22 protein-coding genes are annotated in these 21,826 nt (G+C 38.4%); 13 read left to right on the top strand and 9 right to left on the bottom strand.

Features of this window, described 5'->3' with window-relative positions; translation table 11 throughout:
* Positions 1 to 7: 7 nt before the first annotated feature.
* From BLP44_RS14315 to mobC, 5 genes are all read right to left on the bottom strand, one after another.
* Positions 8 to 388, bottom strand: coding sequence for a VOC family protein (locus BLP44_RS14315; RefSeq protein ID WP_091133913.1), 381 nt, complete (start codon positions 386 to 388; stop codon positions 8 to 10).
* Positions 389 to 474: 86 nt separating this feature from the next.
* A complete protein-coding gene (locus tag BLP44_RS14310) occupies positions 475 to 1,590 on the bottom strand; it encodes an NAD(P)-dependent alcohol dehydrogenase (protein ID WP_211516883.1) in 1,116 nt (371 codons plus the stop codon).
* Positions 1,591 to 1,781: 191 nt separating this feature from the next.
* Positions 1,782 to 2,489 carry a DUF5131 family protein gene (locus tag BLP44_RS14305; protein WP_091133907.1) on the bottom strand — a complete coding sequence of 236 codons (708 nt, stop codon included), beginning with the start codon at positions 2,487 to 2,489 and terminating at the stop codon, positions 1,782 to 1,784.
* A 90-nt stretch (positions 2,490 to 2,579) separates the two neighbouring features.
* Entirely contained in the window at positions 2,580 to 3,194 is a 615-nt protein-coding gene (locus tag BLP44_RS14300) for a Crp/Fnr family transcriptional regulator (RefSeq protein ID WP_091133905.1), read from the bottom strand.
* Positions 3,195 to 3,494: 300 nt separating this feature from the next.
* Positions 3,495 to 5,498, bottom strand: coding sequence for a conjugal transfer protein MobC (mobC, locus tag BLP44_RS14295; RefSeq protein WP_091133904.1), 2,004 nt, complete (start codon positions 5,496 to 5,498; stop codon positions 3,495 to 3,497).
* Between the two features lie 270 nt (positions 5,499 to 5,768).
* On the opposite strand from mobC, the gene BLP44_RS14290 reads away from it, so the two are divergent.
* Positions 5,769 to 6,551 carry a hypothetical protein gene (locus tag BLP44_RS14290; protein WP_091133902.1) on the top strand — a complete coding sequence of 261 codons (783 nt, stop codon included), beginning with the start codon at positions 5,769 to 5,771 and terminating at the stop codon, positions 6,549 to 6,551.
* A gap of 126 nt (positions 6,552 to 6,677) precedes the next feature.
* Here BLP44_RS14290 and mobB read toward each other — a convergent pair whose 3' ends face one another.
* Positions 6,678 to 7,961, bottom strand: a complete 1,284-nt coding sequence (mobB, locus tag BLP44_RS14285; protein ID WP_091133900.1) for a conjugal transfer protein MobB — start codon at positions 7,959 to 7,961, stop codon at positions 6,678 to 6,680.
* 8 nt (positions 7,962 to 7,969) lie between these two features.
* Positions 7,970 to 8,401: a conjugal transfer protein MobA gene (gene mobA, locus BLP44_RS14280; RefSeq protein WP_091133898.1), complete on the bottom strand. Its 432-nt coding sequence runs from the start codon at positions 8,399 to 8,401 to the stop codon at positions 7,970 to 7,972.
* 749 nt (positions 8,402 to 9,150) lie between these two features.
* On the opposite strand from mobA, the gene BLP44_RS14275 reads away from it, so the two are divergent.
* Genes BLP44_RS14275 through BLP44_RS14265 form a run of 3 tightly spaced genes read left to right on the top strand, consistent with a single transcriptional unit; the run spans position 9,151 to position 11,019 of the window.
* Positions 9,151 to 9,918 carry a ParA family protein gene (locus BLP44_RS14275; protein ID WP_091133896.1) on the top strand — a complete coding sequence of 256 codons (768 nt, stop codon included), beginning with the start codon at positions 9,151 to 9,153 and terminating at the stop codon, positions 9,916 to 9,918.
* Between the two features lie 4 nt (positions 9,919 to 9,922).
* Positions 9,923 to 10,372 (top strand): DUF3408 domain-containing protein, encoded by a 450-nt coding sequence (locus BLP44_RS14270; protein WP_091133894.1) that lies wholly within the window; start codon positions 9,923 to 9,925, stop codon positions 10,370 to 10,372.
* 11 nt (positions 10,373 to 10,383) lie between these two features.
* Entirely contained in the window at positions 10,384 to 11,019 is a 636-nt protein-coding gene (locus tag BLP44_RS14265; RefSeq protein ID WP_091133892.1) for a conjugal transfer protein TraD, read from the top strand.
* A gap of 16 nt (positions 11,020 to 11,035) precedes the next feature.
* Here BLP44_RS14265 and BLP44_RS14260 read toward each other — a convergent pair whose 3' ends face one another.
* Positions 11,036 to 12,070: a hypothetical protein gene (locus BLP44_RS14260; protein WP_139159205.1), complete on the bottom strand. Its 1,035-nt coding sequence runs from the start codon at positions 12,068 to 12,070 to the stop codon at positions 11,036 to 11,038.
* Positions 12,051 to 13,913: an AAA family ATPase gene (locus BLP44_RS14255; protein WP_091133886.1), complete on the bottom strand. Its 1,863-nt coding sequence runs from the start codon at positions 13,911 to 13,913 to the stop codon at positions 12,051 to 12,053. The genes BLP44_RS14260 and BLP44_RS14255 overlap by 20 nt, the downstream gene beginning before the upstream one ends.
* 270 nt (positions 13,914 to 14,183) lie before the next feature.
* On the opposite strand from BLP44_RS14255, the gene BLP44_RS14250 reads away from it, so the two are divergent.
* The 9 genes from BLP44_RS14250 to traM all read left to right on the top strand — a co-directional run bounded on the left by BLP44_RS14250 (position 14,184) and on the right by traM (position 21,741).
* Positions 14,184 to 14,489, top strand: coding sequence for a DUF4134 domain-containing protein (locus BLP44_RS14250; RefSeq protein WP_091133884.1), 306 nt, complete (start codon positions 14,184 to 14,186; stop codon positions 14,487 to 14,489).
* An 11-nt stretch (positions 14,490 to 14,500) separates the two neighbouring features.
* On the top strand, positions 14,501 to 14,830 hold the full coding sequence (locus tag BLP44_RS14245; protein WP_091133881.1) for a DUF4133 domain-containing protein: 330 nt from the start codon (positions 14,501 to 14,503) through the stop codon (positions 14,828 to 14,830).
* Positions 14,827 to 17,328, top strand: a complete 2,502-nt coding sequence (locus BLP44_RS14240) for a TraG family conjugative transposon ATPase (protein WP_091133879.1) — start codon at positions 14,827 to 14,829, stop codon at positions 17,326 to 17,328. The genes BLP44_RS14245 and BLP44_RS14240 overlap by 4 nt, the downstream gene beginning before the upstream one ends.
* Positions 17,329 to 17,415: 87 nt before the next feature.
* Positions 17,416 to 18,036, top strand: a complete 621-nt coding sequence (locus BLP44_RS14235) for a DUF4141 domain-containing protein (protein ID WP_394363685.1) — start codon at positions 17,416 to 17,418, stop codon at positions 18,034 to 18,036.
* 2 nt (positions 18,037 to 18,038) lie between these two features.
* Positions 18,039 to 19,034, top strand: coding sequence for a conjugative transposon protein TraJ (traJ, locus tag BLP44_RS14230; RefSeq protein WP_091133877.1), 996 nt, complete (start codon positions 18,039 to 18,041; stop codon positions 19,032 to 19,034).
* A 21-nt stretch (positions 19,035 to 19,055) separates the two neighbouring features.
* The gene (gene traK, locus BLP44_RS14225; protein ID WP_091133875.1) at positions 19,056 to 19,679 is read left to right on the top strand and encodes a conjugative transposon protein TraK; all 624 of its coding nucleotides are present in this window, start codon (positions 19,056 to 19,058) and stop codon (positions 19,677 to 19,679) included.
* 11 nt (positions 19,680 to 19,690) lie between these two features.
* Positions 19,691 to 20,125 (top strand): hypothetical protein, encoded by a 435-nt coding sequence (locus BLP44_RS14220; RefSeq protein ID WP_091133872.1) that lies wholly within the window; start codon positions 19,691 to 19,693, stop codon positions 20,123 to 20,125.
* Positions 20,126 to 20,141: 16 nt separating this feature from the next.
* Positions 20,142 to 20,429 (top strand): nitrogen regulatory IIA protein, encoded by a 288-nt coding sequence (locus BLP44_RS14215; RefSeq protein WP_091133869.1) that lies wholly within the window; start codon positions 20,142 to 20,144, stop codon positions 20,427 to 20,429.
* Entirely contained in the window at positions 20,416 to 21,741 is a 1,326-nt protein-coding gene (traM, locus tag BLP44_RS14210) for a conjugative transposon protein TraM (protein ID WP_091133868.1), read from the top strand. Before BLP44_RS14215 ends, traM begins: the two co-directional genes overlap by 14 nt.
* Positions 21,742 to 21,826: the final 85 nt, after the last annotated feature.

Raw genomic sequence — 21,826 nt, 5'->3', positions numbered from 1 at the left:
ATCTTTTTTATTTTAAGGAGTATAGCCCAATCGTGTTATTTTCGCTGTCTCTGAGTAGGGCTGAAAAACCGAAGTGAGGAAGCTGTGTTTTTGAAGCTAAAATCTCCACACCTTTTTCACGTGCTCTGGCTTCCTGTACCGCGCAGTCATCACAGTTGAAATAAATAACCGTTCCATTTGGCGAAGGTTTGTTGAACTGCATCTTCACCAATGCGCCTCCCGCTCCAGGGAAATGATCTTCCCATTCAAACATCTGCATCTGACTGTCGCCTTTTGAAAGGTCAATAAAATTTATATCATCAAAAACGTACCGGTAAAAATCAATTGCCCGCTGCATATCTTCCACATAAATCTCAAACCAGCCGCCAATATTTCTTTTTGTTTTCATTGTGCATTTTATAAAGTAAGTTTCTGTCTTTTTTCAATACCCGTCGTCAACATCAGCTTGAAACTTCCTATATCTGAAGTGAAAAACTATTTTTCAAAATCACCTATAAGAATGACTGGTTTTATTGTTTTGCCGCTTTCTGAATCTTCAATAGCCTGGTTAATGTCCTGAAAACTATATTTCTTGATAAGTTTATCAAAAGGAAACTGTCCAAGGAGATACATATTAACCATCTGGGGAATAAATTCAGATGGAACGCTGTCGCCTTCAACGATGCCTTTTAACTTTAGCCCTCTGGAAACAAAAGAATTCATTTCTATTTCAAGCGGTTTTGTTGCAACTCCCAATATACCTATTTCACCGAAAGGCTTCAAAGCAGATAAGATGGTATTGATTACCTCATTACGACCGGTGGTATCTAATCCATAGTCAAATCCTTTTGGCAGTATTTTTTTTAATTCCTCTGCCGCGTTTTGGTTTTTGCTGTTGATAATGTGCGTGGCACCTAATTCTTTTGCAAAATCCAATCTTTCGCTATTAATATCGACAGCCACGATAATTCCTGCTGAACAGGCTACTGCTGCCAGCAATGCAGATAAACCTACTGCGCCCGCACCGGTTATAACAATGGATTTACCCGGTGAGACTTTTAGAGAATTGATAACAGCTCCGGCTCCAGTCTGAACTCCGCATCCCAAAGGACCTAAGATTTCTAAAGGAGCGTCTTTATTGACCTTAATGGTATTGCTTTTGTGCGATATGGCATAGGTTGCAAAAGAAGACTGAGAAAAAAAGTTATCGTGTATTTCTTCATTTTTCTGATGACTGGCGTGGTTGTGTGTTCCATCTAAACGACAGCCTGAAAAATTCATTCCCATCAGATTTTCACAATATGCAGGATTGCCTTTTTTGCAGTTTTCACATTCTCCGCACGATCCAAATGTAAGTACGACATGGTCTCCAGGCTCCAGATTCCTTACGTTTTCACCTACTTCCTCTACAATTCCGGCTCCCTCATGTCCCAGTATAAAAGGGAATCCTGTTGGACCCATCTGCTGGTCTCTTACGGCCATATCTGTATGGCATGTCCCAGTAGCTATAATCTTTACCAGCACTTCGTCGGCACGCGGCTTTTCGATTACCACTTTTTCTAATCCAAATTTTCCTCCTTTTTCTCTAATAAGAGCTGCCGTTATTTCCATATTCCTTATTTTTAAATGTGCTACTTTCTTTCCAAATAACATTTACCTAAAAAATAATCGGTCAAATGAAATTGAAAACATTAAATTCAATAGTCACTAATTTAAGAATGAATTTGCAGTATAACGCTTGACCTAGATCAATATCGAATATTGACATAGGTCAACATCTGATATGTAATCGCCGGTTAATTTTACTGGAAATCAAATGAAATCTGTTTCTCTTCTTTGTTATTCTCAACAGTATCAGTAAAGGGCAAATCCTGTTTCATATCTTCAGGATCTAAAATATTGATAAGACTATCCTTCATGAAGATTGAAGCATTTTTCTGGTCTACCTGTTTAACTATATTATCCACCCATTCCTTCTTTACCTTGACCTTACCTTTTCTATTTCCTGTCTCTGGTCCAATGACAATCCATTTAATATCATGAAGGTCAAGCTCTCCAAGATCATTCAAAAGGGGTTCGAATGTGAGAAAATAGTTTTTTGCTTTGATGTTGTTCCTTAAAGCATCAATCCTGCGTTTTTCATTCTTTGCCGTAATGGTGGCACCTATCCATACATTAGGAAGATCGGTCTCGAAATGAATACGTTCGGGGAATTTTGTGAGAAAGATAAATGTGTGCTGTGGAAAATCTTTGATATAATCAAAAACAATGGCTCTCCACTCTTCCTGCCAACCAGAGAAATCACTCATACTAGTCATGAAGTAGGTATGCGAAATCTTTGACTGCTTGATCTGTTTTAAACGGTGCGGACTGAATTCAGGAACCTCAAAATCGGGAGTGATCTTAAATCTGTTATTAATTTTTCGTGCATAACAATATACACAGCCGGCGGTACATCCGTTTACGGGATTAAGGGTTTTGATCAGCTTGCTTATATTGACAATTTCCATAATAAAATGTTGTTTACTTTACTATGCAAATTTACCTACACCGGCAATGATTCTTCAAAGAACCAGATCAAGAAATACTATTGATCCAGGTCAAGTTCCCATGAAAGGATTTCTAGCTCTTCTGCTTCGCAATCGACTGATAAACTCTGCTGAAACGCCCAAATAGGATGCGATATGAACCTGTGGTATTCTATTGATGAGGTCTGGATGACTGGAGAGAAAATTATAATAGCGGTCTTCTGCGGAAAGGCTTATATTTTCAAGCATCCTGTTTTGAAGAAGCACAAGGTTTCTTTCTGTAAGAATTCTAAAAATCCTGTCAAATTTTGGTGCGCTGAGATAAAGCTTTACAATATTTTCACGGTTAATCTGAAACAATTCGGTGTTTTCAAGAACATCAATGTTTAATAATGATTTTTTTTCTTCGTAATAACTATCCAGATCATTGATCCATGATCCTTCCGTAGCAAAAAGCAGGATATGAGGATTTGCGTTTTCATCATCTTTATACATGCGAAGACAACCGGAAAGTACAAAATTGAGATGCTGGCAGACATCTCCTTCCTGAAGTACAAACATACGTTTCTTATAGCAACGCAGATGGAAATATTGACGGATCAATTCCTTTTCTTTTTCATTCAATGGAATAATTGAATTAAAAAAATCAATCATTATTGTAAATTTATCTTGTGCTTCCTGATGCATAGGCTAAAAACTCCAATGGTTAAATGTGTATAAATGTACAAAATAATGGACAATCTTTCTTCTGCAATGTTAGCTATATTGCTTAAACTTCAAAATACATAAAAAAGCATACAATTCGATAATGACATACAATTAAAGTCAATACAATTTTAGTGAGAAAACATCAAATTAATATCATGATTTTTTTTTAGATGATATGAATGAATTGGGAATGGCACCCAACGCGACTATTGAGTAAATTGTCATTTGTTGCTATGGATAAAGGAGGGCGCTTTTTATAAAGTATATTAAAATCAAGAATCATTGTGCGTTTTGTACCAAATGTTGTAGGTTCGGATCGTTCTTAATACGTTCAATTTCATTCTCAACAATACTAACAATATCAGATTTTATCTGACGGTAATTGTTGTCAATGTTTGTCTTCATGCTATCAACTCCCTTTTCATCTACAAAAGATAGAATCTCCGGTATCTTTTGGTAAGCTTTCGTTTCGGATGCCACCTTTTCATTATCAACTACAATTTCGGCATGAAATATTTTCTGCTCAATACGCTCATCAAAGTTGTCGGAAACAGAACCGACGAACATCCCTTGAGTTAGGGTTGATATTTTGGATGCAGGGATAAGGCTGTCCAACTGTGTCGATATAGAAGTCGAGGTATCGTTCCTATTGATTGATAAGCTCTGTCGTTTTTGTAACACTTTCCCGAAACGTTCTGAAAGGCTTTTTGCGGTTTCCCCAACTACTTGACCGCTAAAAATATTACCCACAGTATTTTGAATAACCTTTGCTTCCTTATCACCATAGTCCCTTATTAATTGTGAGAAATCCTGAAAGCCTAGACAAACAGCCACTTTATTACTTCTTGCAGTTGCAATAAGATTATCCAATCCTCTGAAATATATGGTAGGCAACTCATCAATGATAACTGAACTTTTTAACTGTCCTTTTTTGTTGATGAGTTTTACAATTCTGGAATTATACAATCCCAAAGCAGCAGAATAAATATTCTGCCTATCGGGGTTGTTACCTACGCATAAAATTTTTGGTTCTTTAGGATTGTTGATATCCAGCGTAAAATCATCACCTGTCATTACCCAATACAATTGCGGGCTAATCATCCTAGACAATGGAATTTTCGCTGATGCAATTTGCCCCTGTAACTGGTCTTGTGCGCCACCTTGCCAAGCATCCATAAACGGTGATAGATAGTTTTCCAAATCGGGATAGGAAGTTAAAATCGTAAATACGTCCGAATACTTCTTATTCAGTAATTCAATAGCGTGGGGAAAAGTGCAATACTTACCGTTATCATAAATTTTCAGATACCAAATAATAGCTGCTAATAAGATAATCGGACTTTCCACAAAAAAATCTCCTTGCTTCTGTATCCAAGATCTGTTGAGATTTAGCATTATGGTATAAGCTGCTTCGTAAGCATCTGAAATGTCTGTCATAAAATCCGGATTGAGCGGATTACAACGGTGGCTCTTTCGTGGGTCGTCAAAGTTGATGACGTAGAATTTCGGTTGAACTTTAAATTTATCCCTATGCTTTAATAGATGATTGTAGGCAATGGTAGAAAGATCGTCAAATTTGAAATCGTAGATGTACATACTAAAGCCTTTCTCAATCTGCTGTTTAATGTAGTTGTTCACGATGGCATACGATTTACCGGAACCAGGAGTTCCCAATACAATGGTTGCTCTGAAAGGATTTACAATATTTATCCAACCGTTGTTCCATTTATTCTTGTAATAGAATTTTGTGGGTAGATTGACAGAATACTCATTTTCCATCAATTTAGTTTCCTGTTGAAAACTTTCGTTTTCATTATTGAAAACATCATCCATCAGGTTAGTGCGTAATAAACGGCTGATCCATACACCTGCCATCAGCAAGGCGATATAACCTAACGATATGGTCAGCATATACAAGAATGTCCCTGTTACTGTAGATAGTTTTAACAATGGTGTGTTCAGAAAGAACAGCACAATGCCAACGCCCAAAGCCACGTAAATTTTAGACCAGGTTATCTTTTCATTCTTTACGCCTTTAGTACCTAAGCAACTCAATGCCAGTAAAACCAAAGCGAATGCTTTGGTGTAAAGGGTATGTGAAAACAAACCTGCCGTCCGGTCGAAATTGCCTAATATCTTGTTGATTACTTCCAACGTCCAACCACGTTCTATAAAGAAACGGTAGCAAAACCAATAGAGATGCATCAATACAATAATGATACTTACTGCTCGCATGAAAGCCATAATTTTGGCTAAGCCTCTTAAATCGTCTTCTCCCTGCATTATTATTAAGTTTTAATTTCGGGCGTGAATTTAAAGGCTATGTATAGTGGCTATAAGAATGTGGTAGTCGTTGGCGTTGAGTGGTAGTGTTTGGCTTTATGGCATATTTAAGCCATTGTAGTAGAAGATTAATTGAACTATTTTTGTTGCTGAAAGAACAAATATTTTCAAACAATAATAATCTAAAGACATACATCTATTTACAAATTAACCATTTGTACCATAGGACCAGAAAAAGGAGATGAACTGTTAAAAATTATAACACACCAAATGAACGAGAAAAACATATTTTCAAAAGATTTTTTAATCGCTTTATCAAATTGGCAAAGAGGTTGGGTAGAAAATCAAGAAAAAAGAAGACAAATTGCGGATGAATTAGTAAAACAGTGTGAGAATATACCAGCTAAATTTAAAACAGTAAATCATTTTTGTTATAGAAAAAGGTTCATACTTGAAGGCGAGATTATTCCAATACTAATAGAAGATGATTTTTTTGAAGGAATAGCGAGTTGGACAAAAGACAAGGATTATGCAAAGAAATTTAAAGGCATAATTAGAACTAATACAAAATTTGTAATGTTATTTAAACATATTCCACAACCCAATGAAATCGTAATCAACATCATCTCACTATGGGAAGATGATGTGTTTAAAAAAGCTGTGGAAGAATTTAAAAATGAAGATTACGAAGCTGCAAAACCTTTAATTAACTTCAAAGATTATCAATCAGAAATAATTTTAAAATCAATACTAAAAGGAACAGAAATAGAAGACATTGTTGGAATATCAAGTTCATTTGAAGACTTGTGCGGTATGGCTAACATTCCAGAGGATAAAAGAGAAGAATTATCAATTGAGTATGCCCGAAATCCTGATGGTTTACCTATTGAAATTCCTACTTTTGCCGGGACAAGACCAACAAAAGAAGCAATAAACAGTACATTAATTAAATTCAAAGAAACTCTTGAAACAGCAAAGACCAATAATATTTTTGTTGACTGGAGTAGAGCCGCAAAAGTTCAACAGGATGACTTGAAACATAAACCTAAATAAAGAAATGAATGGTTCAAGTTCCCATAACGCCTGCTTCGATGGGAAGTTTGAGGGTGTAAACTCAACTATTATAATTTGTCAATAAAATTAATCAAATGTCGTATAGCAGCCTTGGGCTGATTACTATTATTGACCTCTTTGGCGTTTCCTTTTCTTCTTCATTTTATTAGCAAAATCCTCTTCCTCGTAATCTTCGCCTTGGGCTTCGGGTAGTAATCCGCCAAATGCTTCAATCAAACCGTCTTCGTGTCTATCATTATTTAGGAAGTCGAAAAAATGGTGTGGTTTTTCCACAGGAATTTCCTCATCATTTGATATGGACCTTTTCGGTTGTTGTGCAACACGTTCTTTAATCTCAGGTTTGATATTGTTGTTCCAATAATCATTAAAGATATTGGCAGAAAGTTCCTTTCCTAAACGTGAACCATTCCATACAGCTTTGGAATTGTGGTCTATAAATGTAACTCCATAAATCCGACCTGTATCGTTCCGGCGTACTACTACATTAATGCCCTGTTCAGATAATTGCTTTTTAAAAGCCTGCTCATCAATTGTTGATTTCAAAGCAACGGTAATGGCAGATTTAAGGGTCTGTCTGGTTGGGCTATCTTTCAAAGCCTTTTTACATTTCGCAAAATGTAATTCTAAGGCAGGAAGCCCTGCGTTCTTTCCGAACAATGAAGCCTTAAATGGATGCCCGGCTCTTTCTCCTTTTTCATTTAAAGGAATGTACAACAATCCCTGTTTCATCTTTCCCTGCAATTCGCCCTCTACTTTTTCGGTGGTAATATTGAACAGGGAAAGTAAAGCATTGTATTCTCCCAAAGTTTGGTATTGATAATAGTTCGGCAGATGTCGGACTACGGAAGAGATTTGGCTTTTTACATCGCCCGCCCGATAATCCAACGGACGGAAAACCTTGTCATTTTGGTTACGCTCTTTATCCGTTGCAGGTATAAGCTCGTGCTTTCTTTCCAGTTCACGGCAAATGTTCATAGACCGCATTTTCTCAAACTTGTCCGAAATCTTTTTTCCGCTTTCATCTACACAAACTGATACAATATGAATATGACTTCGGTCGATATCCGTATGTTTGAAAACCACAAAAGGCTGTTCTCCATAACCCATTTCCCGCATATACTGTTCTGCCATTTCCCTGTAAGTATCATTACTGACGCTATCTTTTGGATCTGGATTGAGCGAAATATGCAACGTATGTTTCTCTGTATTGCGGTTGGCTATCAGGTAAGGGGCAAAAGATTGGGCTAATTGTGCAACGGAATAATGACCGCTTGGGGTTTCAATCATCTTATTAGAGAACAAAATTTGCCCGTTTTCGTTATCGACCTTAAGCTGATTGTACGCCAATGCACCGTATAAATTCCCGCTTCTTCCAATTTTCGCTATCATCTCGAAGGCTATTTTTTCAAATGTTTTGCTTCAAATTCTCCAGTTATTTGAATGATTTTTTGGCATAAAGTCGCCATTTCAGCCGTCTGTTTTTCCAATTTGTAGAGAAATGCTGCTGCCTTTTTCTCCGAAAAATGACGGTACAACAACTTCACAATCTGATTATAATTCACGCCTATGGAACGGAACTGGCTATGAAACGAAGTCAACCGCATATAAAAATCAACCGTTCCTTTGTCAATTTTAACCGATTTCATTTCCTTATTGAACAGCAGGTAAATGATAAACTTCGCTTTATTGGGCATTCCCGATGCTTCAAAAAGTGATAAAAGTTTGGCATTCTCCTCATCTGTAAGACGGAAAACATGGCGGTGGATGCTTGGGTCGGTTTTAGGTGTCCGTCCGCCCTTATTCTGTTTTTTGTTACTGCTATCATTCATCACTAATCCATTTTTAATTCATACAAAACCTCGACTTCGGAGAGTGTTTTTCAGCTCCCAGCAGGGCAAGTTGTTTTGAGGCACTAACTCGGTTTCGAGTGCCTCAAAACACAACTTGCCGTGTTCGGTTGAACACTATAATCCGCCCTTCGGGACGGATTGAATGTAACAGGGAAAAACGGCTTGTTGCCGTTCCCGTTGCCACCTGATATGTCTAAAGACTTTTGCATAAATCCGTTAATAAAAATCATTTCACAAAGTAACCTCCTCTTTACGAAAGGAGTGTAATGTATGGCAATGCCAAACACTACCTCTGAAAGCCAAACACTGCCATAGCTATACAATCGAATAAAATTGATTGGTTCTTTGTGTCTGAATGTTTGCAGGAAGTCAAGCAGTCCGTGCTTCAGGAATAGCAGACAGCACACATTCAAGATGGCAGGCAAGACAGCCTGCCTGATTGCTGGAATGCAAGATTGCAAGACTACGAGAAAGCATGAACGCTTGTTATCTGAATATCCAGCCCGCTTGAATGATTGGTTGATTGACGGAATGAAACAATGATGGCAAGCCTGCCTGATAAGATGTCGGAATGATTGCACGACTGCTGTACCGCAAGGAAGCAGGTCATCAGTCATGAACGCAGGCAACCCTGATAGCTATCCTGAATGAAAGCGAGAACTCAGAACGGCTTGCCGGAACCCCTGTAAGACGGAAAACAAGAATTTGAAACTTTAAATTTTTAAAATATGGACACAAAAAAGAAACCTCTGTTTATTGCCTTTTCTTCTCAAAAAGGTGGTGTTGGCAAAAGCACATTTACCACGCTTGTTGCGAGTACAATGCACTATCGATTGGGCTACAACGTAGCCGTATTGGATGCGGATTTTCCTCAGCATAGTTTAATGAAAATGAAAGCCCGTGATTTGGCAATGGTGATGGAAAATGAAGCTTTGAAAAAGATGGCATACAAGCAATTTACTACCATCAACAAGAAAGCCTATCCGATTATACAGCATAGAGCAGATAATGTACTGAATGAGGCTCAGGAATTTGTTGCAAATTCTGCTATTCCCGTTGATGTGGTATTTTTTGACCTTCCCGGAACTGTGAACACGCCTGGCATCTTAAAAGCATTGGCTGGAATGCACCACATCTTTACACCTATCACGGCAGATCGTGTGGTAATGGAAAGCACGCTCATTTTCACACAGCTTTTGCAGGATGTAATTATGAAAAAAGGAGAAACATCAATTAAAACCATTAACCTGTTTTGGAACCAGGTGGATGGCAGGGAAAGCACTCCATTATATGACGTTTACAACCAGCTTATAGCGCAACTGGGGTTAAGTCTGATGCAAAGCCAAGTGAAGAACAGCACTCGTTTTCGAAAAGAAAGCGAGGCGGACAGCAAAACGGTTTTCCGTTCTACTGTAATGCCTCCCGATGAACGATTGATGAAAGCCTGCCAGTTGGATTTGTTCATCAATGAGTTTTTAAAAATCATACAATTATAGCTCTATGGAGAAAGATAATAAAAGGAAAGTCACGCCGGACATCAACGAAGAGTTGATGATGAACCTGATGGTGGACGGCATTAAAAAAGACGGCATACAGCTTCCTCACGAACCATCTGAAGAGCCGAAAAAGGAAACTGTAAAAGAAGAAGCAAAACAGGAAGAATTGCTTCAAAGCAAGCCAGTACAAAGGGAAAGAAACCGCATCAAAAAAAATCTTGACGGCAGTTACGGTGAACATTTTTTGAGAAACCACTCAATGACAAAGCGAGGGGATAAAAGTATTTATATCAGGCAGGAATACCACGAACGGTTATCTAGGATTGTTCAGGTCATTGGCAAGGACGAGATACCGCTGTATGCCTACCTTGACAATATATTGGAGCATCATTTTGAAATGTTTGAAAAAGCAATCACGGATGATTTCAACGAAAAGTTTAAACCCATTTTTTAAAGCATTTGATTATGGAAATAATAATTGTGATATGCCTGCTGATAGTCATTGTACTACTGTTGCAGGATAAGATTGTCATTCATAAAAGGTCGCAGAAAAAGCTGACACAGGAAAAAGCCAATCCGAACCTGCCCGATATTATGGGTCAGCCGAAGCCAGCAAGAAGCCTTTCAGTGCCAAACACCGCCAATGAAAGCCAAATAGCTGAACAGGAGATAACCCCTGATAATTTAGACATAGAATACGACGAAAATGAAAACGTTGGCATTCAAATTCCGCAGGAAGAACTGGACGAAGTTTTCAGCAATATGCCTGATTTGGAAGATGAGGAAGAAGAATGGAACAGGTACGGGATATCCGGTGGTGATGACAGTCTTGCCCAAGGGGTTACCTACGACGAACTAAGCTCCGTAGGAGCATTGCTCCAAAAAGAAAATTTGGAACAATCTCAAAAGGAAACAACGGTAGCCATAGTTCAAAGATTACAGGGAACTGAATTATTCATCCTATTGGAAAATTCCGTAGAAGGTGCTTCCCGAAAAATTGCTGAGCTTTTGGATGGTACACTCTCATCTGAAACGGGAGCTAGTTCTTCCTCTTTGCGGAATAATGATTTGAGTGATTTTGATATTGGGGAGTTTGTGTGACTCCCTAATATTCTATTTAAATTACAATCCCAAACTCTTCTGCTATATCTTTAACTAATTTCGTATGTATTCGTTTGTGAAAATTAATTGGATCTAGATAATTACCTACGATTAGTTCTTTTATTTCCAATTCTGATTTGAAGATACTCGTTCCGCCTATTTTAAAGGTTTCATATAAATCATCAATGGATGTATTACAATACATATATGAATTTTTAATAACATTTCCTGCGATATCTTTATGGTATTTATAACGATCATTTAAAGCGAAGACTTCAACATTCCTTTTGGCTTTAATTGCAATAGGATTGCTAACTTTTATTCCTTTACATAAATTCATTTTTAGCTCAAAATCTTTGCCGGAAACAAGAAAATCAACCGATTTAACTTTTGTTCTGAACTGGTAAACATTTTCTAAAGATTCAATGAATGGATGAATATTTGTTGCTAAAGAAAATGGTTTCTGACCCTTTAAAGCTCCCGAATTGCATAAAGCGCAACTTGGCACTAGATTATAGAATGACAAAGCTAAATATGGATATCTATTTTTATTGTAAAAATGATCAAATTGTGGACGAGATTTCATTCTTTTATTTCGAATGGTAAAAGTAAAATTTGCATTGCAATAGGGACAAGTATTCATATCGAGTCTCTTGGCGTGTCGATATGCTATTTTCCCTTTTTCTTTTTTTGTAAATGACTGCTCATCTGTGTCGTAATTAAATATTTTTAAAATTTCAGTTTTAAACCATGTATTTACATTTGCAGTTGTTGTAGGTTTCTTCTTCGAATTTAAAGGATTTCTTTTAAGGTAGTTACTTTTAGCAGTTTTCACAAGATTATCCAGCAATTTCATTTGCAACTCTAATTGATCGGGCCTTCCAGTGATTATTCTTTTAAGATTTGTTTCTAAATAATTCATTACAGGCTTTAAATCACTACCTGCGTAGGATTTTAGATTTGAACTGATATCAAATTCTTTCTTTATATCTTTATAAAAAGTTAATGCCATTTTATCAAGCTCTGATAGACTATAGGGAACCTGTATCATTTTTGTTTTTAATTTTTTGTTCTATTTCTGCAACCTCTCTTTTTAAGATTTCCAATTTTTCAGCTAATCCAAATTTTTCAAACCACATATCCAGAAGTTTTTTTCGTAATATTTGTTCGCCGATACTATCTATAATTTTTTTGTAATTATAATTAGGCTCTGTTATGCTTTCATCATTTATGTATTTTATGATTTCATTTATTTTATCTTTTGCATATTCTCCGATTAGCATTCCATTCATGTAGAATGAATCGGAAAAAAGTGTATGTATATTTGCTGCAAAAGTATTCGCATTATGATTTTGTTTGTCGTGAAAAACAGGTCTCCCATCTTCTGATTTTTCAACAAACAAAACATTGGGCTTAGGTAAATCAGACGTTAAAAAAGGAGTGTTTGACGTGATAATTAATTGAATCTTTTTGTCATGAAATAATGCGCTTAAAAATTGGATAGTATTTTTAAAAAACATCCTTTGCCATTCAGGATGGTAACCTACATCGCCTTCGTCAATCAAAATAATTAGATTGTTTTGTAATCGAATTGATTCCTCATGAAATAACGAATAAAACCTTGACATAAATGACAAATAAGACTGTTCGCCTGCGCTCAAAGAGTGCCATCTAAATTGAAGAAATGAAGTAATACCTTTAATTTCTATATATAAATACTGAAAGGATTTAAAATATTGATCAGCGTTTTCTCCTAAATTAAAAAAAGCTTCTGTTTCGCTCTTCACCATTATAATGTCTTTTTCAATCAACTCAGTTACTAGATTAATAAACTGAGGCACTATATAAGACAAATTATCTAATTTAGGAATTCCAACCATTAGCTCTTCATCATCTACTTTACTAAGAAAGTTAGCTCCTTTCATACTGGTAAAAAAACGAGTGATATAACTATCACGAGTATCTTCTTCTTTCAGATCAATTGTATGAAAATAAGGATTATTTACACTGTACTTTCGTTCGGTAATTAAAAAATTGATAAAGACGGCATAAAGTAAGTTACTTACAAAAGCACCTTTAACGCCTGTATCTCCAAGATTAAGAGAAATAGGATAAAGATCTTCCAAAAGCTTTTTAACATCTTCATCCTTCTCCACATTTGTTACAAAATAATCGTCCTCTTTTAAGTCTATATTTAAGCGTAATGATTTAGGTTTTTTAAATGGTAATTCCACCTCCATTTTAGTGATAAAGACAACTGCTTGCGAAACTTCTAACATATGTAGGAAATCCAAATCACTTGTTCTAGTCAATAAATCCTTCTTAATTACCAAAGGCTGATTCTCCTCCAATATTCTTTTTCGTTCTTTTAAAAGAAGTGATGAAGTCGATATATTTTGCAAACCACTAAAATTAATATAATCTTCATTAAATTCTAGAAGATAATTATAATAAATGAAGTCTACATAATCTATCCTAGACGAAAACCGTAGTTTATCAAATTTTTTTTCCTTAAAAGAAACGCTAGTTTCATATATTATTTTTAGGGGAATTGACTCTGGATAAGCAATATGATATTGCTCAGTACTTGTACCTTCAAAATCTGAATAGACAAACATATCATCCCGAACACCACCATTAAGACCTTTAGGTAGATTGTTTTTTATATATTTAAGTATACTTGATTTTCCTACTCCGTTTTTTCCAATAATTGCACTAACATTAGTAATGTTTTTTTCTTTGAAAAAATCAAGAATATAATCAGGATTATCCTTGATGGTTAATAAATAATCTTCGCCATTTTTATCTAAATGAATTAGAAATTTAGAGGATAAATTTACTCCCACTTCTTTAATTGAGTTGAATTCTTTGATCCAGATAAAATGTATTTGCATTAGTAATTAATTTCTTTATCGAATTGAATATTGGTTTTGAATTAGTTTGATTTCTAATAAATTATTGAGCTATATTTTAGCATTTACAATTATACTATTTTTAGCTAAAAAAAACAGCTAATATAAGATATTTCATAGTTTTAACTGCCACTCAAAGCCAAACAATTCCTCACACCGCCAATTTGTTATAGGACCTCTTTTTCTGAAACACCTTTGTCCCGAAAGCCCGCAAAGTGCGGGAAGACAATAAGAATCTAATGTGTTTCAATTATGGAAAAACAGAGAAAAAAAGTTTTGCTGACAGCTGTGGCTATGCTGTCAGGAATTGGTGCATTCGCACAGGGAAACGGTCAAGCGGGTATCAACGAAGCTACCCAAATGGTAACAAGTTATTTCGACCCCGCAACTCAATTAATCTACGCTATCGGTGCGGTCGTGGGACTAATCGGAGGCGTAAAGGTGTATAACAAATTCAGTAGCGGTGATCCTGATACAAGCAAAACAGCGGCTTCGTGGTTTGGTGCGTGTATCTTCTTGATCGTAGCCGCTACAATCCTGCGTTCATTCTTCCTTTAATCCCTTGCCTTATGAATTACAATATCAACAAAGGCATCGGAAGAACGGTGGAATTTAAAGGTCTCAAAGCACAGTACCTGTTCATCTTCGCTGGCGGTCTGCTCGGAACGCTCATCTTGGTAATGATACTGTATATGGCTGGCGTAAGTAATTACGTCTGCCTGTTCCTCGGTGCGGGTGGCGCTTCGCTCATCGTATGGCAGACCTTTTCACTGAATAGAAAATACGGTGAACACGGACTGATGAAAATAGGTGCAAGCAAAAGACACCCCCGCTACATCATTTGTCGCAAGTCTGTACACAGGTATTTAAAATTAACTCCTAAATCCAAAACCGTATGAGAAATGTAGCTAAGACAGCCACATTGGAAAACAAATTTCCTTTGCTGGCAGTAGAGAATAACTGCATTCTTTCTAAAGATGCGGACATTACCGCCTGTTTTGAGGTACAGTTGCCGGAACTGTTTACAGTAGCTTCTGCCGAGTACGAAGCCATTCATTCCGCTTGGCACAAGGCTATCAAGACCTTGCCCGACTTTACGGTAATACACAAGCAGGATTGGTATATCAAAGAAAACTATCAGCCTGATCTTTCGCAGGATGACCAAAGTTTTTTGTCAAAATCCTACCAGCGACATTTCAACGAACGACCATTCCTAAACCATTATTGCTATTTGTTCCTGACGAAAACCACCAAGAATAGAATGCGTATGCAAAGCAATTTTTCATCGCTTTGTAAAGGCAACCTTATTCCAAAGGAAATCAATAAGGAAACTATAAATCGGTTTATGGAAGCGGTAACACAGTTTGAACGTATCCTGAACGATAGTGGATTTGTAACACTTAGGCGTCTGACTGAAGATGATATCATCGGAACAGATGAAACGCAGGGATTATTGGAACAATACCTTACGCTGTCGAGAGAAGCAGGCACGCCTATGCAGGATATTGCCTTAAATGCTGAAGAAGTCCGTATTGGAAATAAAAGGCTGTCGTTACATACTTTGTCTGATACCGACGATTTGCCTGCAACTGTTTCGGCAGATACACGATTTGAAAAGCTGTCTACTGACCGTAGCGACTGCCGTTTATCGTTTGCTGCACCTGTAGGATTGTTGCTGAGCTGTAACCACATTTACAATCAGTACCTATTTCTGGATAACAGCGAAGACAACCTGCAAAAGTTTGAGAAGTCTGCTAGGAATATGCACTCGTTGGCTCGGTACAGCCGTGCCAACCAGATCAACAAAGAGTGGATAGAAAAGTATCTCAACGAAGCCCACAGTTTTGGACTTTCGTCTGTCCGGTCACATTTCAACATTATGGCGTGGTCGGAAGATCCTGCGGAACTCAAACAGTTGAAGAACGATTGCGGTAGTGCATTGGCACTGATGGAATGCAAACCGCGTCACAACACTACGGATGTAGCTACATTGTACTGGGCAGGAATGCCGGGCAATGCGGGGGATTTTCCTGCGGAAGAAAGTTTTTACACCTTCATTGAGCCAGCATTGTGCTTTTTTACAGAAGAAACCAATTATCACAATTCACCTTCGCCATTTGGTATCAAGATGGCTGACAGGCTTACCGGAAAACCGATCCATTTGGATATATCCGATCTGCCGATGAAACGTGGGATTATCACAAACCGGAACAAGTTTATACTTGGTCCGTCGGGTTCGGGGAAATCCTTTTTTACCAACCACATGGTAAGACAATATTATGAGCAAGGTGCTCATGTTTTGCTGGTAGATACGGGTAACTCTTATCAGGGTTTATGTGAATTGATTAAAGGCAAAACCAAAGGCGAAGACGGTGTTTACTTTACCTATACGGAAGATAACCCGATCGCCTTCAATCCTTTTTATACTGATGATGGCGTGTTCGACATCGAAAAGCGTGAGAGTGTCAAGACCTTGATACTGACACTCTGGAAACGTGATGATGAACCGCCAACCCGTTCTGAAGAGGTCGCATTATCAAATGCAGTAAGCGGTTATATCGAACGTATCAAACAGGATGATATTTTCCCATCGTTCAATGGTTTTTACGAATATGTAAAAGGAGATTACCGCAAGGTACTCGAAGAAAAACAGGTCAGGGAAAAAGACTTTGACATTGCCAATTTTTTGAACGTGCTCGAACCTTACTACAAAGGTGGTGAATATGACTACCTGCTCAATTCTGATAAGCAATTAGACCTTTTATCAAAACGCTTTATTGTGTTTGAAATTGATGCGATAAAGGATCACAAAATTTTATTTCCGATTGTGACCATCATCATTATGGAGGTGTTCATCAACAAGATGAGAAGGCTGAAAGGTATCCGAAAGCTCATCCTGATTGAAGAAGCCTGGAAGGCGATTGCGAAGGAAGGTATGGCAGAATATATCAAGTACCTTTTTAAGACTGTGCGTAAATTTTTCGGGGAAGCCATAGTCGTAACTCAAGAGGTCGATGATATTATCCAATCGCCTATTGTCAAGGAAAGTATCATCAATAATTCCGACTGCAAAATTCTATTAGACCAGCGCAAGTATATGAACAAATTCGATGACATACAGGCTATGTTGGGACTTACAGACAAGGAAAAAGGCCAGGTACTTTCCATCAATATGAACAATGATGCCAGCCGACTTTACAAGGAGGTTTGGATTGGCTTAGGTGGTACGCACTCGGCAGTCTATGCCACAGAAGTCAGTCTGGAGGAATACTTAGCCTATACCACTGAAGAAACCGAAAAGATGGAAGTTATGCAGCTTGCTGCTGAACTGGATGGCAATGTAGAACTCGCGATCAAACACATCGCTATGCAGCGGCGTGACAAATCAAATCAATAGTCATTAACAATTTAAAATTTCTGAACAATGAAATCGAAGATTCACGAACACAAAAATCAAATAAAGATGAATGTGAGTAAAAAAGTAATGTATGTGGTTTGTACGGCATTGATGCTCGCCGTAGCACCGTCCGCAAAAGCCCAATGGGTGGTTACCGATCCGACAAACCTGGCTTCGGGTATCCTGAACTCTGCAAACGAAATCGTGCAGACTTCTTCGACCGTCAGCAACGTGGTAAAAAACTTCAAGGAAGTAGAAAAAGTCTATAAGCAGGGAAAGGAATACTACGACAAGCTTCAGGCTGTCAACAATCTGGTAAAAGATGCCCGTAAAGTACAGCAGACTGTTTTGCTGGTTGGCAATGTGTCCGAAATGTATGTAACCAATTTCGGAAAAATGATGAACGATCCCAATTTCTCGCCACAGGAACTCACCGCCATTGGTAATGGCTATTCGGCTTTGCTTAATGAAAGTACCGAGTTGCTGAAAGAACTCAAACAGATTGTAAGCTCATCGAGCCTTTCACTCAATGACAAAGAACGCATGGACATTATTGACCGTGTGTACAAGGAAGTAAAAGATTACCACAGCCTTGTACGCTATTACACCAATAAAAATATATCGGTAAGCTACCTGAGAGCGAAAAAGAAAAACGACGCCAAGAGAGTGCTTGAACTATATGGAAATTCTAATCAAAAATATTGGTAGTAATGGAATGGAATAATCTTCACGAAGTCCTGCGGTCGCTATATGACGATATGATGCCACTTGCAGGCGATATGGCAGCAGTAGCCAAAGCGTTGGCTGGTTTGGGAGCATTGTTTTATGTGGCATTAAAGGTCTGGCAGGCTTTAAGCCGTGCCGAACCAATTGACGTATTTCCGCTCTTGCGTCCATTTGCATTGGGTATTTGCATTATGTTCTTTCCAACCATCGTCTTGGGAACCATAAATGCGGTATTAAGCCCTGTCGTTACGGGAACACACGCCATACTCGAAGACCAGGTACTTGATCTCAATAAGTTGCAACAGCAGAAAGACCAATTGGAATACGAAGCAATGGTGAGAAATCCTGAAACTGCCTATATGGTATCGGATAAAGAGTTTGACAAGAAATTAGATGAATTGGGTTGGTCGCCTTCCGACATCGGCACAATGGCAGGAATGTATATGGACAGGCAGGCCTATAATATTGAAAAGGCTATTAAGGACTGGTTCCGCAATCTGCTGGAAATCCTTTTTCAGGCGGCGGCACTCGTCATAGATACGATACGAACCTTTTTTCTGATCGTACTTTCCATACTTGGGCCAATAGCTTTTGCGATATCCGTATGGGATGGCTTTCAGTCCACGCTCACGCAATGGATTACCAGGTATGTCAGCGTATATCTGTGGCTTCCTGTTTCTGATCTATTCAGTTCCATGCTTGCAAGGATACAATCGCTCATACTCGAACGGGACATCGAAATGCTTGCCGACCCCACCTATATACCTGATACGAGCAATACGGTTTACATCATATTTATGATTATCGGTATCGTAGGATACTTCACTATCCCAACAGTTACAGGCTGGATCATTCAGGCAGGCGGTGCAGGAAACTTCACCCGCAATGTAAACCAGACAGCAATGAAATCTGGAAATATTGCAGGAGCTGGAGCCGGTTCGGCGGTAGGAAACATCGGTGGCAAATTAATGGGAAAATAAAACAATCAAATATTCAAGAAAATGGAATTTAAGACATTAAGAAATATCGAAAACAGTTTTCGCCAAATCAGGCTGTACGCCCTTGTATTTGCCGTACTCTGCATAAGTGTTGTAGGATATGCCGTATGGCAGTCCTACAGCTTTGCGGAGCAGCAACGCCAAAAGGTTTATGTCCTGGATAATGGAAAATCACTGATGCTGGCGCTGTCACAGGATGCGAGTATTAACCGCCCAGTTGAAGCCAGGGAACATATCAGGCGATTTCATGAGCTCTTCTTTACGCTGGCTCCTGATAAGGATGCTATTGAAAGCAATATGAAAAGGGCGTTCAATCTTGCCGACAAAAGTGCCTTTGATTATTACAAAGACCTTTCAGAAAAAGGTTACTACAACCGTATCATATCAGGTAATGTGCAGCAGCGTACCGAGGTGGACAGCGTGGTATGCAACTTTGATACCTATCCGTATGCGGTTCGAACCTATGCCAAACAGTTTATTATCCGTTCCAGCAATGTAACCAGACGTAATCTGATAACCTCGTGCTATCTGGTAAACTCAGTCCGTTCCGATAATAATCCGCAGGGCTTCAATATCGAAAAATTTGCAGTGATAGAGAATAAGGATATTGAAGTTATTGAACGCTAAAAAGATGAGATATGAAACAATCACTTGATGTAGAAACATTCGCAAAATCCCTGACCGACAAGGGATACGATGGCTATTTCCAAACTGAAGGAGGCTATGCAGATAAAATCAAAGACAGTATCAGCAAGTTTTTGGAGGCTTGCAATGATGGAACGGATAAACCGAATTTGCCCAATATTCTGATGCTTAAAACTTACCTGCAATGGAATGGCGAGGACAAGCCAAAAATTGAATGCAATATGTGGGTGAAGCATGAAGACGGTCTTTTCGATGTGCAGAAAATGAATATTGAGAGAAAAGACCAGTACGGGCAATTATTAAAGCAATCCAAATTGACAGATCTCTCCACCAGTTCGATTCCAACAAGAAAAGAAGCCATTGCACAAGTGCTGGATACACCCAAACAAGAGTTTTCTTCCCGAAAAAGAGGGTTTGGAATGCGATAATAAAAACCATTAAAGTATGAACAGTTTAAGAGCAAAAATGGACGGGTACTTTGAAAAGCTGGATGAAAAATGGCGGGCATTGCCCGTTGGCAGACAGCATAAATACACCCTGTACTTTTTCGTCGCCTACCTAATCCTTACCGCTGGGGTACTATTTAAAGTATGGTATGATGCAGGAAAACCAGATAACAATATGGTCATTGAACATATTGAAAACCCTGTCCTTAAAAAGAAAGAACGTCCTGCCGTATTGCAGGACACATTATCAACAATTTTAAAAAATAGGATTTATGAAAGAAAATGAGAACAAAAAGAGGGTTGTTCGGGTAACGGAAGGAAATCCGACAGAAACCAATGACGTATTGCAAGACAGTACGCAGAATAAGATGGATAAATTGAAAAAGCCATTGATATTTGGCTTGATGGGGATTGTTTTTCTTGGATGCATGTACCTCATCTTTAAACCATCAGAAGACAAGAAAGATATTGAGAACATTGGACTGAACGATGCGGTTCCGCAGGCTACCGAAGCCGGAATGCAGGCAGACAAGCAGAAAGCTTATGAACAGGAAATGCTGGAACAGAAGGATGCTGAAAAGCGAAATTCGTTGACCACGCTCTCTGATTACTGGAATACAGAGAGTGCAGAAAATCCAACAGATGAACCGATCGATGAGCAGGAAAATTACGATAGTAAAAAAACGAGCGGATATGGAAATCCGACAGTCAACAGTTATCGCAATGCACAATCTACATTAGGTTCTTTTTATCAGGACGATAATCGTGAAACGATGGAACTCCGCAAGCAACTTGACGAATTGAAAGAACAATTGGCAGACAAGGACGTACCCAAGCCAACAACCGTTGACGATCAGCTGGCATTGATGGAAAAATCGTATCAGATGGCGGCGAAATATCTTCCGACAGGTACAAATTCACCTGATGCATTGCCTTCAAATGACGCAACCGCAGCTTCAAAAGTCTCCACACAAAAAGAACGTTTTGTCTCGTTCACTTCAGCAAGAAAAAATACCGTATCAGCCTTATACCGTGAACCGTCAGACAGTGCCTTTTTAGCCGATTGGAGCCAGAATAAAAACCGTGGTTTCTATACCGCAGGTACTGTACAGCAGGTTACGCAACCTAAAAACAGTATCAAAGCATGTGTACACGATGCACAAACAGTAGTTGGTGAAACAGGCATTCGGTTACGCTTGCTTGAAGATGCGAAAACGCCCGGACGTACAATCCCAAAAGGGACTATTGTAACGGCTAATGCAAAATTTCAAAATGGCAGGTTGCAATTGAAAGTTACCTCCGTAGAACTGGAGGGTAACATCATTCCGGTAGATATAACCATTTATGATTTGGACGGACAGCAAGGCTTGTATGTTCCGTATTCTCCTGAAATGAACGCCCTTACCGAAATGGCAGGTAATATGAGCCAGCAATCAGGAACAAGCCTGATGCTTACACAAAATGCGGGACAACAGGTTGCTGCCGATTTGAGCCGTGGCGTAGTACAGGGCATTTCGGGCTATTTCGCCAAAAAGGTTCGCACGCCAAAAGTTACAATAAAGGCAGGACATCAGGTGTTCCTCGTTTCCAAACAATAATGTTGAATTCAAATAAATAGAAAAATGAAACCTGTTCCGTACAGCGGAACAAGCTTCATTACCATTAAAATTAAATAACAAAGAC

Source organism: Flavobacterium anhuiense, assembly GCF_900101855.1.
Taxonomy (GTDB): domain Bacteria; phylum Bacteroidota; class Bacteroidia; order Flavobacteriales; family Flavobacteriaceae; genus Flavobacterium; species Flavobacterium anhuiense.
This window is presented reverse-complemented; position numbering and strand designations above follow the sequence as displayed.

What these genes read in the sequence shown, in the direction of transcription:
- BLP44_RS14305 (WP_091133907.1), bottom strand. Translation starts at nt 2,489, where the DNA reads ATGGAAATTGTCAATATAAGCAAGCTGATCAAAACCCTTAATCCCGTA.
- BLP44_RS14245 (WP_091133881.1), top strand. Translation starts at nt 14,501, where the DNA reads ATGAATTACAATATCAACAAAGGCATCGGAAGAACGGTGGAATTTAAA.
- BLP44_RS14240 (WP_091133879.1), top strand. Translation starts at nt 14,827, where the DNA reads ATGAGAAATGTAGCTAAGACAGCCACATTGGAAAACAAATTTCCTTTG.
- traK (WP_091133875.1), top strand. Translation starts at nt 19,056, where the DNA reads ATGGAATTTAAGACATTAAGAAATATCGAAAACAGTTTTCGCCAAATC.
- BLP44_RS14265 (WP_091133892.1), top strand. Translation starts at nt 10,384, where the DNA reads ATGGAAATAATAATTGTGATATGCCTGCTGATAGTCATTGTACTACTG.
- BLP44_RS14270 (WP_091133894.1), top strand. Translation starts at nt 9,923, where the DNA reads ATGGAGAAAGATAATAAAAGGAAAGTCACGCCGGACATCAACGAAGAG.
- BLP44_RS14315 (WP_091133913.1), bottom strand. Translation starts at nt 388, where the DNA reads ATGAAAACAAAAAGAAATATTGGCGGCTGGTTTGAGATTTATGTGGAA.
- BLP44_RS14260 (WP_139159205.1), bottom strand. Translation starts at nt 12,070, where the DNA reads ATGATACAGGTTCCCTATAGTCTATCAGAGCTTGATAAAATGGCATTA.
- BLP44_RS14290 (WP_091133902.1), top strand. Translation starts at nt 5,769, where the DNA reads ATGAACGAGAAAAACATATTTTCAAAAGATTTTTTAATCGCTTTATCA.
- mobA (WP_091133898.1), bottom strand. Translation starts at nt 8,401, where the DNA reads ATGAATGATAGCAGTAACAAAAAACAGAATAAGGGCGGACGGACACCT.
- BLP44_RS14310 (WP_211516883.1), bottom strand. Translation starts at nt 1,590, where the DNA reads ATGGAAATAACGGCAGCTCTTATTAGAGAAAAAGGAGGAAAATTTGGA.
- mobC (WP_091133904.1), bottom strand. Translation starts at nt 5,498, where the DNA reads ATGCAGGGAGAAGACGATTTAAGAGGCTTAGCCAAAATTATGGCTTTC.
- mobB (WP_091133900.1), bottom strand. Translation starts at nt 7,961, where the DNA reads ATGATAGCGAAAATTGGAAGAAGCGGGAATTTATACGGTGCATTGGCG.
- BLP44_RS14235 (WP_394363685.1), top strand. Translation starts at nt 17,416, where the DNA reads ATGTATGTGGTTTGTACGGCATTGATGCTCGCCGTAGCACCGTCCGCA.
- traJ (WP_091133877.1), top strand. Translation starts at nt 18,039, where the DNA reads ATGGAATGGAATAATCTTCACGAAGTCCTGCGGTCGCTATATGACGAT.
- BLP44_RS14215 (WP_091133869.1), top strand. Translation starts at nt 20,142, where the DNA reads ATGAACAGTTTAAGAGCAAAAATGGACGGGTACTTTGAAAAGCTGGAT.
- BLP44_RS14220 (WP_091133872.1), top strand. Translation starts at nt 19,691, where the DNA reads ATGAAACAATCACTTGATGTAGAAACATTCGCAAAATCCCTGACCGAC.
- BLP44_RS14275 (WP_091133896.1), top strand. Translation starts at nt 9,151, where the DNA reads ATGGACACAAAAAAGAAACCTCTGTTTATTGCCTTTTCTTCTCAAAAA.
- BLP44_RS14250 (WP_091133884.1), top strand. Translation starts at nt 14,184, where the DNA reads ATGGAAAAACAGAGAAAAAAAGTTTTGCTGACAGCTGTGGCTATGCTG.
- traM (WP_091133868.1), top strand. Translation starts at nt 20,416, where the DNA reads ATGAAAGAAAATGAGAACAAAAAGAGGGTTGTTCGGGTAACGGAAGGA.
- BLP44_RS14255 (WP_091133886.1), bottom strand. Translation starts at nt 13,913, where the DNA reads ATGCAAATACATTTTATCTGGATCAAAGAATTCAACTCAATTAAAGAA.
- BLP44_RS14300 (WP_091133905.1), bottom strand. Translation starts at nt 3,194, where the DNA reads ATGCATCAGGAAGCACAAGATAAATTTACAATAATGATTGATTTTTTT.